The organism is Streptomyces sp. NPDC001902, assembly GCF_042891295.1.
Lineage (GTDB): Bacteria > Actinomycetota > Actinomycetes > Streptomycetales > Streptomycetaceae > Actinacidiphila.
Window position 1 is genome coordinate 93,088 of the sequence record NZ_JBIATA010000018.1, and the last position, 11,816, is coordinate 104,903.

The 11,816-nt window shown below is 73.7% G+C and carries 9 protein-coding genes; 3 read left to right on the forward strand and 6 right to left on the reverse strand.

Annotated elements, in window-relative coordinates:
- Nucleotides 1–8: 8 nt before the first annotated feature.
- On the reverse strand, nucleotides 9–650 hold the full coding sequence (locus tag ACFYYN_RS26870; protein ID WP_500547875.1) for a class F sortase: 642 nt from the start codon (nucleotides 648–650) through the stop codon (nucleotides 9–11).
- 1,624 nt (nucleotides 651–2,274) lie between these two features.
- Here ACFYYN_RS26870 and ACFYYN_RS26875 point away from each other — a divergent pair.
- The 3 genes from ACFYYN_RS26875 to ACFYYN_RS26885 all read left to right on the forward strand — a co-directional run bounded on the left by ACFYYN_RS26875 (nucleotide 2,275) and on the right by ACFYYN_RS26885 (nucleotide 5,653).
- The gene (locus ACFYYN_RS26875; protein WP_500547816.1) at nucleotides 2,275–3,414 is read left to right on the forward strand and encodes a hypothetical protein; all 1,140 of its coding nucleotides are present in this window, start codon (nucleotides 2,275–2,277) and stop codon (nucleotides 3,412–3,414) included.
- A gap of 243 nt (nucleotides 3,415–3,657) precedes the next feature.
- Nucleotides 3,658–5,022: an MFS transporter gene (locus ACFYYN_RS26880; protein ID WP_500547876.1), complete on the forward strand. Its 1,365-nt coding sequence runs from the start codon at nucleotides 3,658–3,660 to the stop codon at nucleotides 5,020–5,022.
- Between the two features lie 256 nt (nucleotides 5,023–5,278).
- The gene (locus tag ACFYYN_RS26885; protein ID WP_499515576.1) at nucleotides 5,279–5,653 is read left to right on the forward strand and encodes an RNA polymerase-binding protein RbpA; all 375 of its coding nucleotides are present in this window, start codon (nucleotides 5,279–5,281) and stop codon (nucleotides 5,651–5,653) included.
- A gap of 63 nt (nucleotides 5,654–5,716) precedes the next feature.
- Here the strand turns inward: ACFYYN_RS26885 and fxsA are convergent, their stop codons facing one another.
- The 5 genes from fxsA to ACFYYN_RS26910 all read right to left on the reverse strand — a co-directional run bounded on the left by fxsA (nucleotide 5,717) and on the right by ACFYYN_RS26910 (nucleotide 11,577).
- On the reverse strand, nucleotides 5,717–6,358 hold the full coding sequence (gene fxsA / locus ACFYYN_RS26890; protein ID WP_500547817.1) for an FxsA family membrane protein: 642 nt from the start codon (nucleotides 6,356–6,358) through the stop codon (nucleotides 5,717–5,719).
- A 43-nt stretch (nucleotides 6,359–6,401) separates the two neighbouring features.
- Nucleotides 6,402–7,196 carry a polyprenol monophosphomannose synthase gene (locus ACFYYN_RS26895; RefSeq protein ID WP_500547818.1) on the reverse strand — a complete coding sequence of 265 codons (795 nt, stop codon included), beginning with the start codon at nucleotides 7,194–7,196 and terminating at the stop codon, nucleotides 6,402–6,404.
- Nucleotides 7,193–8,851 (reverse strand): apolipoprotein N-acyltransferase, encoded by a 1,659-nt coding sequence (lnt, locus tag ACFYYN_RS26900; RefSeq protein WP_500547819.1) that lies wholly within the window; start codon nucleotides 8,849–8,851, stop codon nucleotides 7,193–7,195. Before lnt ends, ACFYYN_RS26895 begins: the two co-directional genes overlap by 4 nt.
- Before the next feature lie 532 nt (nucleotides 8,852–9,383).
- The gene (locus ACFYYN_RS26905; protein ID WP_500547877.1) at nucleotides 9,384–10,934 is read right to left on the reverse strand and encodes an amidohydrolase; all 1,551 of its coding nucleotides are present in this window, start codon (nucleotides 10,932–10,934) and stop codon (nucleotides 9,384–9,386) included.
- Nucleotides 10,935–11,136: 202 nt separating this feature from the next.
- Nucleotides 11,137–11,577, reverse strand: coding sequence for an Lrp/AsnC family transcriptional regulator (locus ACFYYN_RS26910; RefSeq protein WP_361803599.1), 441 nt, complete (start codon nucleotides 11,575–11,577; stop codon nucleotides 11,137–11,139).
- Between the last annotated feature and the right edge of the window lie 239 nt (nucleotides 11,578–11,816).

Consider the following 11,816-nt stretch of genomic DNA (forward strand, 5'->3'; position numbering starts at 1 on the left):
CGGACCCGTCACACCTTGGCCTGCTTCGTCTTGGACATGCGGGCGAAGACCACGACGTTGCCCGAGTACCCCGAGTCCTTGCTGTAGGTGCCGCCGCAGGTGATCACGCGCAGCTCGGGGTCCTTGGTGTCCCCGTAGACGCGCTTGGCGGGGAACTCGGCCTTGGTGAACACCTCGATGCCGTAGATGGTGAAGATCGCCGTGGTGCCGTCGTCCCGCACGACGTCGATGGTCGAGCCCTTCTTCAGCGCCCCCAGGCTGTAGAAGACCGCGGGCCCGCTCTCGTTGTCGACGTGCCCCACGATGACGGAGGAGCCCCGGGCCCCCGGGCTGACCGAGTCCTTGAACCAGGCGGCCTCGCCCGCCTTCTCCAGCGGCGGGGCCGCGATCACGCCACGGCTGTCCAGCCCCACGTTCATGATCGGCGCGTCGATGCTCACGGAGCGGATGCGGATGCGTGTCGGCTGGGCCGGCGGGAGCGGCGGCGGCGCCTTGATCGCCGCCGCGTCGGACAGCGCCGCGGAGGCCGCGGACGGCTGGGGCGGGCCGTCCATCCCGGCGAAGCCCTGGAAGGTCAGCACCACCCCTGCGACGAGGACCGAGCACACCAGCACCCCGACCGCGCCGCGGCCGCGCCGCGTGAGCTTCAGCTGCCGGGGAGGCCTGGCGGCACCGCCGGCCGGACGGCCGGGACGGCGCAGGGGCTGACGCCGGGTCTGCTCCGCGGTCCCGCCCCGGGCCGGTGCGGCATCGGCGACCGGACGGGAGCCCTTGCCGGCGGGCCGGGCCGGCGGCTTCGCGGGAGCCGAGGCGGGTGACTTCGCCGGAGCCGGTGCCGGTGCCGGTGGCTTCACCGGAGCCGACGCGGGCGGCTTCGCGGCAGGCGGTGCCGGAGGCCTCGCGGGGCCCTTCGCCGGAGGCTGTGCCTTCGCGGTGGATGTGCCCTTCGCCTTCCGCTTCTTCGCGGGCGGCTGTCCCGCCTGTGCGGCGGGCGGGGTGGGCCGGGCCCGGGCCGGGGGCTGCGGCGCGCGGCCCGGCCGGCCGGGCTCGCGTGCCGCGTCCGCCGTGCGCCCGGGCACGAACGGCTGGCCGAACCAGGGGTCGGGCTGCCCGTACCAGGCGTCGGGCTGTCCGTACCAGGGCACGGGGGTGGTGTGATCCCCGGAGTTTCGCAGCATCGCAGTCCTTCAGCTCCGACCGGCAGGTCATGAGTGACAGTCCGTCATAAATGATGTTAAACCGAAGTATGCGTCAAACGCGGATGGATCAGCGCCAACCGGGCAATGTGCTCCCCACCCGATCGGGTGGCGGCGCTGCGGCAGCGGGGGCAATCCGGCGCCGCGCTGCCAGGACGAGCGCCCATGATGACGCCCGCGTCCTGATGAACCCTCACCAGCCGTGCGCGCCTGGCCCCGACGGCCTGCGCTCGCTGGCCGTCGCCACGGGCGTCGTGTACCACGCGCGCGCCCCATGGCCGCCGGGCGGCTTCCCGGCCGCGGACCGCTCTGCGGCCGGGGCGCAGCGGCGCCAGGCGGCGGGGTCGGACAGACCTCGTACCGGCGAGCCTGGCCGCGGACCGCTCCCTGTCGCGCGGCCGCCTGCCGTGGCCGGGGTGGGCGCGGCGGGGTCCGCCCGTGGCGCCCAGCCCGTGCTCGCCTGCGCCGGCCAAGACCGCCCTGGGAGGGCCCGGGTTCAGCGAGTTCGGCTCCGCTGCCCCGTGCGGTTCGCCGGCCCGTGGTGGACGGTCGCCCTCGCTCGAGGATGCGAGCTCCGAGGACACCGGAGCCCTGGGCGCCCCGGGCTCTCGTGGCTGCGGTGCACGAACCCTGGTGGTGGGCCGTTCTGGTGAATCCGTGTGAGATCGCAGTCCGGAAGCCCGCGTTGCCGCAGGGGTATCGAAGCCATCGGCGCCCGGTGGGGGCGGCGCTGCGCCGCGCAGTCGTGAGCGTCGCGGTCCGGCCGCCTGCCGGCACCGACGTCATCTGACATGCCGTCGGCTGACTGACCATCGCCTGATGTGTTGTCGGGCCCACTGCCGGTCACCCGTTTGACGAGCTCTTCACATTTTTCTGACGCCGCCGTGGGTATGCCTCCCCACCTGCGGCGATGCTGTTCGGGCCGGAATTCTGATGCCCCGTCCGGGGGAAGGCCTGTGCCGATTCCGAGGTGCGTGAAGATCCCCGCCCTCGTGCCATGGATCTCAAGGACGCGGTCGCAGTTCGTGTCGAGGGAACCCCAATCCCTCCTGCCCCGTCCCGCAAGGAGGTTCACCCCATGCGTGGTTCACGCATTCTCGCAGCGGCATCGATGACGGTTGCCGCCGTGGTTCTCCCGGCGTCGCATGCCTTCGCCGACGCTGTCATCGGCATCACTCCCAACCCCGTCAGCCCGGGCACTACCGTGAGCGTCTCCGCTTCTGGGTCCGATTGCAACGGTGCGGCGAAAACGGTGACGGCCACCTCTTCCCCCGAAACGCTGTTCGCCGCCTTCCCAGGGGCCGTGCTTCCCAACAGCGCATTCCTTGGCAACAACCCGAAGACCGCCCAATTCGCCGTTCCGGCCGGCCTCGCTGCAGGTCAATACACCATCACCCTGAGCTGCAACGGTGTACTCAACAGCGCAACCCTCACCGTCAACAACGCCGCGCCGTCGCCGTCACCGTCGGGTGACGGCGAAAAGGGAGACAAGGGCGACCACGGCGACAAGGGCGGCTACGGCGGGGAGCACGAGGACGGCGGTTACGGCGGCGGCCACGGCGGTGGCGGCTACGGCGGCGGTCGCGGTGGCGGCCACGGTGGCGGCGGTGGCGGCTACGGGCGCGGTCACGGCGGCTACGGCGGCGACGACCGGTGCGAGTCGTGGTGGGGCGGCGACGACGACAACGGTCGTGGCGGCGGCGGCGGTTACGGCGGCGGGGGCAACGACGGCGGCGGCGGCGGTTACGGCGGCGGCGGGAACGACGGCGGCGGTAACGGCGGCGGCGGGAACGACGGCGGCGGTAACGGCGGCGGCAATAACGACAGCAACGACAACGGAAGCGACGACAACGGGAGCGACGACAACAAGAACGGCAACGACCTGACCGCCCAGAGCTTCGGCAGCGCGTCCGACGACGGCCGCAACATGGACGACTCGTGGGGCGGCAACGGCGGCGGCGGTGGCGGCAACAAGGGCTGCAAGGGCGGCCACGGCGGCGGCGGCAACGGCGGCGGTGGCGGTGGCGGTGGCGGTGGCGGCAACGGCGGCGGTGGCGGTGGGGGCGGCGGCAACGGCGGTGGCCCCGACACCGGCTTCGGCGGTTCGATGGGCATGAACACCCCGGAGACCCTGCTCGGCGCCTCGCTCCTGCTCGCCGGTGCCGGTGGCGGCGTCTACATGCTGCGTCGCCGGCGCATGAACGGCGGTCGCGCCTGACCGTCGCGGACCTCCGCGACACAGGCTGACCGTTCTGCCCCCGGGCCGCCCACGCGGCGGCCCGGGGGCAGTCCCGTGCACGGGTCGGGCGGACCGGAGGCGTCCGCCGGATGAACGGAGGAATCCGGCGGATGATCCCCCTCCCCCACCCCGGCCGTGGATGGCATCATGACCGATCACATCGGCAGGGCGCACGACACGGATCGGCAGGAACCACGGGTGACCACGGGCGAGGCGCAGGACATGGCGGTGCAGGACGGAACCGCCGCCCCGGCGCACGAGCGGCGGCGCGCACAGCGCGGCTGGTACTTCTACGACTGGGCCAACTCGGTCTTCTCCACCAGTGTGATCACGGTCTTCCTGGGGCCGTACCTCACCGACGTCGCGGAGGCCGCCGCGGGCCCGGACGGCTACGTCCACCCGCTCGGGATACCGGTCCGCGCCGGGGCGTACTTCGCGTACGTGGTCTCCGCCTCGGTCCTGCTGTCCGTGCTGGTGATGCCGCTCGCCGGGGCCGTCGCGGACCGGACCGGGCGCAAGAAGGCGCTGCTCGGGACCTTCGCGTACGTCGGCGCCGCGGCGACGACGGCGATGTTCTTCGTGACCGGGGACCGCTACCGCCTCGGCGGCGGACTCCTGATCGTCGCCAACGTGGCGTTCGCGTCGGCCATGGTCCTCTACAACGCCTTCCTGCCGGAGATCGCCGAACCCCACGAGCGGGACGCGGTCTCCTCGCGGGGCTGGGCGTTCGGATACGCGGCCGGGGCGTTGATGCTCGTCGCCAACCTGGCGTTGTTCCTCGGGCACGACGCGGTCGGCGTCTCCAAGGGCATGGCGGTGCGGATCTGCCTGGCGTCGGCCGGCCTGTGGTGGGCGGCCTTCACGCTCGTCCCGCTGATACGGCTGCGCGACACCGCGCCCGGCCGGCGGTCGGCCGGGCCGGCGGTCAAGGGCGGGGGTTCACTCCGCCAGGGCTGGCGTCAACTCGCCGAAACCTTGCGGGACATGCGCCGCCACCCGCTCACGCTCGCCTTCCTGCTGGCGTACCTCATCTACAACGACGGCATCCAGACCGTGATCTCGCAGGCCTCGCTCTACGGCTCGGAGGAGCTGGAGCTGGACGAGACGGCCCTGATCGGCGCGATCCTCCTGGTGCAGGTGCTGGCCGTCTTCGGCGCCCTGCTGCTGGGCCGGCTCGCGGCGCGGTACGGGGCGCGCCGTACGGTGCTGGGCTCGCTGGTGGCGTGGACGGCGACGATCGGGGCCGGCTTCTTCCTGCCGGCCGGCGAGCCGGTGGCGTTCTACTGTCTGGCCGCGGCCATCGGGATGGTCCTGGGCGGCAGCCAGGCGCTGTCGCGCTCGCTCTTCTCGCACCTGATCCCGCGCGGCAAGGAGGCCGAGTACTACTCGGTGTACGAGGTCAGCGACCGGGGCACGAGTTGGCTGGGGCCGCTGCTGTTCGGTCTGACGTACCAGCTGACCGGGAGCTACCGGGACGCGATCGTGTCCCTGGTGGCGTTCTTCGTCATCGGGTTCGTGCTGCTGGCCAGGGTGCCGATGCGGCGGGCGGTGGCGGCCGCGGGCAATCCGGTCCCCGAGACGATTTAGTGCGGATGGGTGCGGCGCGGTAGTGTACGCCGTTGGCCGTCGGACGGGCCGTTACTGCGCGCTAAAGATACCAGAACGCAGGGTGACATCTCTCGCGAGATGTGACAAAGCGGGCGTCGATGGGTACAAAAAGGGGCGGCACGACGGGCGACGCACCTCCCGAGAACGGGAATCTTCACCGCCGACCGGACGTTGACCGGATGACGACGACAGCGACACCTGTCCTGTGGGCGACACAGCCCGGGAGGCACGATTCATGAGTGAGCGAGCTCTCCGCGGCACGCGACTCGGGGCGACAAGCTACGAGACCGACCGCGGCATCGATCTGGCACCGCGCCAGACCGTTGAGTACGCATGCCGGAACGGACATCGATTCGAGATGCCGTTCTCGGTGGAGGCCGAGATCCCGCCGGAGTGGGAGTGCCGCGCCTGCGGCCAGATCGCACTCCTGGTCGACGGAGAGGGCCCGGAGGAGAAGACGAGCAAGCCCGCGCGTACGCACTGGGACATGCTCATGGAGCGGCGCACGGTCGAGGAGCTGGAGGAAGTCCTGGCCGAACGGCTGGCCGTTCTGCGCTCCGGCGCCATGAACATCGCGGTACATCCGCGCGACCACCGCAAGACCGCCTGACCGAAGGAACTGGGCCCGTGAGGGGCGGGCCCCATCAGACGTGCGCCCCGGGCGAGCGTGGCCTCAGTGCCGCGGCCCGGGGTTTTCGTCGTCCTGCTCGGGCTTGTGGTCGACGACCTCGCCCTGGATCACCTTGCCGTCGGGGCGGTGGATGCGCATCTGCTCCTCGGCGGCGCGCGCCTGGGCGAAGAGGTCACCCAGCGAGCCCGAGCCCGCGCCCCGCTCCCCGGCGGCGGACGCCCGGCGGTCCAGAGCGCGTGCACCCGCCCTCGTCAGCAGGGAGCGGGTCGGCGGGAAGAGGAAGAGCAGCCCCGCCACGTCCGAGATCAGCCCGGGCACCATCAGCAGCAGGCCGCCGATCATGATCGGCGCCGCACCGCTGCCGCCGTTCCCGGCGCCGGAGCCCTTCGGCTCCTCCCGGTCCCGCTCCGGCCCTCCGGAGCGCATCGCCTCGTTCAGCGCCCGCCACGCGCTGCGCCCGGCGTGCCGTACGGCCAGCGCCCCGCACACGAAGCCCGCCACGAGCAGCACGAGGACCGTGAGCCCGCCGGCGGCCCCGGCCACGAGGATGAGCAGCCAGATCTCCAGCAGCGCGTAAGCGGCCACACCGAGCGGTATCCACGTCCCGGCGCGCGAACGCCGCCGCGGACGCCCGTCACCGCCCGGTTGCCGCGGACCGGCCGGCGGCGGGGAGCTGATCGTCATACGCACCATTGTGCCTGCTCCCCGCCGGAGCCCGGAGGGCCGGTCAGCCGCTGCGCCGCCCGGACGTCAGCCGCTTGACACGGGAGCCGACGCCCCAGGCGGTGACCCGCCACAGCGCCTCGGCGACGATCTCCCGGCTCATCTTGCTGTCGCCGCGTTCCCGCTCCACGAAGGTGATGGGGACCTCGACGACGTGGAAGCCGGACTTCACCGCGCGCCGGGCGAGGTCGACCTGGAAGCAGTAGCCCTGGGAGGCCACCTCCTCCATGCCCAGGCCCAGCAGCGTCTCCTTGCGGAACGCCCGGTAGCCCCCCGTCACGTCGCGCAGCGGCACGTCGAGGAGCAGCCGCGAGTAGGTGCTGCCGCCGCGCGACAGGAACTCGCGGGACTTCGGCCAGTTGACCACCCGGCCGCCGGGGATCCAGCGGGAGCCGAGCACCACGTCGGCGCCCTTGAGCGCGGTCAGCAGACGCGGCAGCTCCTCGGGCTGGTGCGAGCCGTCGGCGTCCATCTCGACGAGCACGCCGTAGTCCCGCTCGATGCCCCAGCGGAAGCCGGCCAGGTAGGCGGCGCCCAGCCCCTCCTTGCCCTTGCGGTGCAGCACGTGGACGTGGTCGTCGGCGGCGGCCAGCTCGTCGGCGAGCTTGCCGGTGCCGTCGGGGCTGTTGTCGTCGGCGACGAGGACGTGCGCCTCGGGCACGGCCGCGCGGACCCGGGCGACGATCGGCTTGACGTTGTCGGCCTCGTTGTACGTCGGGATGATCACGAGAACCGAGCCGAGCGGCCCGAAGGCCCTCCCCTGGGCTGCGCCACGGGTGACCCCACCGCCATCGCTCACTGCTGTTCCTCCGTCTCGGTACGTCCTCGCCTGCCCAGCATGATCGCCGCGGCCCAGGACAGCAGGCCCACCATAGCGAGGGTCCATTCGGGAGCGGAGCCGACGCGGTCGGCGACGGTCAGATCGTCGCGGAGCGGCAGCCGGGCGCTGAGCACGGTCTGCGTGAACTCCTCGGTCTGCTGCTCGATCCGCCCGTCGGGGGCGACGACGGCGGTGATGCCGCTCGTCGCCGCCGTGACCACGGCGCGGCCGTGCTCGACGGCGCGCAGCCGGGACATCGCCAGTTGCTGCTCGGGCTGGCCGGTGCGGCCGTAGGTGGCGTTGTTGGTCTGGATGACCAGGGCGCGGGCGCCCGCGGTGACGGTGTCGTGGACGATCCCGTCGTACGCCACCTCGAAGCAGATGACGTCGCCGAGCTTCGCCGGGCCGATCTGCAGGACGCCGCTGCCCTTGCCCGGGTAGAAGTCGCGCGGGACCTGGTCGAGCCGCTTGATGACCTTGGTGAGCTGCTCGCGGAAGGGCACGTACTCGCCGAAGGGGACCGGGTGCTGCTTGGTGTAGTGGTCGCCGGGACCGCTCTCCGGGTCCCAGACGATGCCCTCGTTCTGGACGTGGTCCGCGTCCGGGCCGTCGACCAGAGCGCCGACGAGGACGGGGACGCCGACGGCGCGGACCGCCTTGGTGATCAGGGCGTAGGCCTGGGGCTCGGAGAACGGGTCCATGTCGGAGGAGTTCTCCGGCCAGATCACCAGATCGGGCTTGGGCGCACGGCCCGCCTTGACGTCCTCGGCGAGCTTCAGGGTCGCCTCGACGTGGTTGTTGAGGATCTTCAGGGGCCGGCCCAGGAAGTGCATGCCCGGCTGCTGGACGTTGCCCTGCACGATGGCCACCCGGACGGTGTCGTCGGCCGCGGTGGGCACCGGCACCGCGTACCCGGCGGCGAAGGTGGCCACCGCCAGCACCGCCGCCGTCGTGGCGGGCACATAACGGCGCGGGCCGAAGACGACCGGGCCCCTGCGCAGCCGCCACACGGCGACCGCGGCCGCGGCCAGCAGCGAACCGCACAGCGCGACGGCGAAGGTCACCAGCGGCGCGCCGCCGAGCGCGGCGACCGGGGTGAAGGGGGTGGCGGTGTTCGCGAAGGCCAGCCTGCCCCACGGGAAGCCGCCGAACGGCAGCCGGTCCCTGGCGAGTTCCTCCGCCACCCACAGGCAGGCGCCCCACAGCGGCCAGGCGCGCAGCCGCGAGGTGACCGCCAGACCCGCGCCGAGCACGGCGACGAAGGCGGCCTCGATGACGGACAGGCCCACGACCGCGTCCCAGCCGATCACCCGCAGCCACAGCAGGAGCCACACGAAGAACGGCAGTCCGAAGGCGAAGCCCAGCCACGCGCCCTGGCGGGCGGTACGGCCCCGGGTCAGCAGCGCCAGGCCGGCCACGGCAGCGACCGACAGCGGCCACACCCCGTACGGGGGGAACGCGGCCGCCAGGGCCAGGCCGCACAGCGCGGCGAGCGCCGACCGCCGCGCGTTCGCCCGCACGGCGCGCGCCGTGCGGGCGATGCGGCCGGGTGCCGGAGCGGGTGGCGGCGGCGGTTCTACGGACGTCGCCGGCGGCGCGGCGGGGGCCGGTGCGGCGTCGGAGCGCGGTCGCAAGGTACGCGGCCTTCCTGCAGGTGGTCACTGTGTGACAGTGACCGTACCCCCAACGGACCTGTCCGCGGACCCCGGGCGGGCAAAGCCTCCCGCGGCGGATCCGCGGCGCGGGAGGGGCGTGAACTGCTCGGGGCCCGGAACGCCCTTCGGGCCGACCTGGGACCCGCTGGCTGCGGATCGGCGACAAGGCCGTTGTCTACTGGGCGTCCGGGCCCCTCCCGGGTCACACCTGCCGACCGGGCGGAGCCTCTCGTTGAGGCGGACCGCGTTCCGTGCCGCGAGCGCTGGACCTGGCTGCCAGTGGCGCACGCCGTACGGCGACGCCCCGTGGCCCAGCTGCGGCCGTCGGCGCACGGAGATCCGGTCGGACGTCCGGTGGTGGACCCGGCCGAACCTACTCGCCCCCGACCGTCGCCTGTCAACAGCCGTTTGACCTGCGCGGATTGACCAAATCAGCAGGTCAACGCGAGGCCGGGGAAAGTTCCACGCCATCCCGACGGAGAACCGTTCGGGGGCATCGGCCGTTGACCCGTCACTCGTTCGGCCGTGCGAAGACCGTACGGCCGCCGACCACCGTGCGCAGCGCCGTCGGCAGCGGCAGCCCGGGGGTGAGTTCGGGCAGCCCGGGGGTGCCGGAGCGCGGGTCGGTGGACCAGTTGGCGACCCGCTCGTCGGGGGCCTGGACCACGAGGTCACCGGCCTGCCACACCACGTAGTCCGCGGGTGCGCCGGGCACGAGGACGCCCGCGTCGTCGCGGCCCACGGCGCGCCAGCCGCCGCGGGTGTGCGCGTTGAACGCGCCACGGACGGAGATGCGGTGCTCGAGGGTCCGGTGGAAGGCGGCGGCGCGCACCGTGCCCCAGGGGTCGAGCGGCGTGACCGGGCTGTCGGAACCGAGGGCCAGGGGCACCCCGGCCCGGGTCATGGCGGCGAACGGGTTGAGGGTGCCGGCCCGCTCGGCGCCGAGCCGCTGGGCGTACATGCCGTCCTCACCGCCCCAGGCGGCGTCGAAGGCGGGCTGCACGGAGGCGACCAGGCCCAGCTCCGCGAAGGCGGCGACGGTGTCCTCGGTCATCATCTCGGCGTGCTCGACGCGGTGCCGCAGCGCGCGCACCCGGTCCAGGCCCACCCGGCGGGCGGCCTCGCGCATCCCCTCCGCGACGGCGGCCACGGCGGCGTCACCGATCGCGTGGAAACCCGCCTGCACCCCCGCCTCGGTGCACAGGGCCACGTGGTCGGCGATCGCCGCCGCGTCCAGGTAGGCGGTGCCGCCGACGGCGGGGGCGTCGGTGTACGGGGCGTGCAGGCAGGCCGTGCGGGAGCCGATGGAGCCGTCCACGAAGAGGTCGCCGCCCGCGCCGACGGCGCCCAGGTCCCGGATCCGCTCCAGGTCCTCGGCGCCGGTCACGGCCTCGGCCCAGTAGCCGTACACGCGCGGCCCGGGCTCGGCCGCGGCCAGCCGCAGCAGCGCGGTGAGGTCGTCCTCGGAGGAGATGTCCGGGCCCGCGCACTCGTGGACGGCGCTGATGCCGAGCGAGGCGGCGTGGGCGAGTGCGGCGCGCTGCGCGGCGGCACGCTGCGCGGGCGTGACGGCGCCGTAGGCCGCGCGCCGGACCGCGTGGTGGGCGTCGCGGGTGAGCGGCCCGTCGGGGTGGTGGCCGGCCATCGTCCCGACATCGGGGACCAGCGCCAGCAGGGCGGTGGTGACGACCGCCGAGTGGACGTCGGCGCGGGTCAGGTACAGGGGGCGGCCGCCGGTCGCCGCGTCGAGTTCCGCGCGGGTCGGCGGGCGCTGCCCCGGCCAGCGGCTCTCGTCCCAGCCGTGGCCGAGCAGCACCCGGTGGCCGGGGTTGGCCTGCGCGTACGCGGCGACCCTGGCGAGGGCGTCGGTCAGGTCGCGGGCGGGGGCCAGGTCGAGGCCGGTCAGCGCCAGGCCGGTGGCGGTGGTGTGCACGTGGGCGTCGGTGAACGCGGGGGTGACCAGCGCACCGGCGAGGTCGACCACCTCGTCGACGCCCGCGGCGAAGGACTCCGCGGCGCCCTCCGAGCCGAGCCAGGCGACCGTGCCGCCGTCGACGACCATGGCCGTCGCGAAGGGGTCGGCGGGGCTGTAGACGTTGCCGCCGCGCAGCAGCACGGTGCGGCTCGCGCCGGATCCGCTGGTGGTCGGCTCGTTCGTGGTGTGCGGCACTGGGTTTCGCCTCGCGATGTGATGTGGGCCCGCCCGGGCCCCGGTGGGGGCGAGGGGACGGGATCGTGCGGTGGGTCAGGGGGCCGTGGGGCCCTCAGACGCGCGGTGGGCGCGCCTCGTACGGCGTGGAGAGGACCACCGTGGTGCGGGTGGAGACCCCGGCCAGGGTGCGGATCTTCGCGAGCAGGTGCTCCAGCTCGATCGGGGTCGCCACCCGGACCTTGAGGATGTAGTTCTCCTCCCCCGCGACGCTGTGGCACGCCTCGATCTCGGGGACCTCGGCAAGACGGTCGGCGATGTCGTCGGGTGCGCTCGGGTCGAAGGGCTTCACCGAGATGAACGCCGTCAGCGACAGCCCCACCGACTCCGGGTCCACGATCGCCGCGTACCCGCGGATCACCCCGCGCTGCTCCAGGCGCCGTACGCGCTGGTGCACCGCGGACGTGGACAGGCCGGTGGCCTTGCCCAGGTCGGTGTAGCTCATGCGCCCGTCGGCCACGAGAAGTTCCACGATCTGCCGGTCCAGCTCCTCCACAGCGCAAGAACCTACAGGGTCCCCGGACGACGACGGTATCCGGCCGCCCCGTCCCGGCCGGGCGCGAGCGGCGGCGCGGTGCCGACCTGCCGGGGCCGGGGAGAGCACGGCGGCGGCGCCGGGGTCCCGGTCTGCGGACCCCTCGGGCCGCCCGTGCCCGGCCGCCCAGCGGGACGACCTGACGGTGGGCCGCCGGGACGCCTTCGCCGCCGTCGACGCCCGGGCCCTCGCCAGGGCCG

Bases quoted from the DNA above. Each gene is read 5' to 3' on its own strand.
- ACFYYN_RS26905 (WP_500547877.1), bottom strand. From the start codon at position 10,934: ATGGTCGTCGACGGCGGCACGGTCGCCTGGCTCGGCTCGGAGGGCGCC.
- fxsA (WP_500547817.1), bottom strand. From the start codon at position 6,358: ATGACGATCAGCTCCCCGCCGCCGGCCGGTCCGCGGCAACCGGGCGGT.
- ACFYYN_RS26875 (WP_500547816.1), top strand. From the start codon at position 2,275: ATGCGTGGTTCACGCATTCTCGCAGCGGCATCGATGACGGTTGCCGCC.
- ACFYYN_RS26885 (WP_499515576.1), top strand. From the start codon at position 5,279: ATGAGTGAGCGAGCTCTCCGCGGCACGCGACTCGGGGCGACAAGCTAC.
- ACFYYN_RS26880 (WP_500547876.1), top strand. From the start codon at position 3,658: ATGGCGGTGCAGGACGGAACCGCCGCCCCGGCGCACGAGCGGCGGCGC.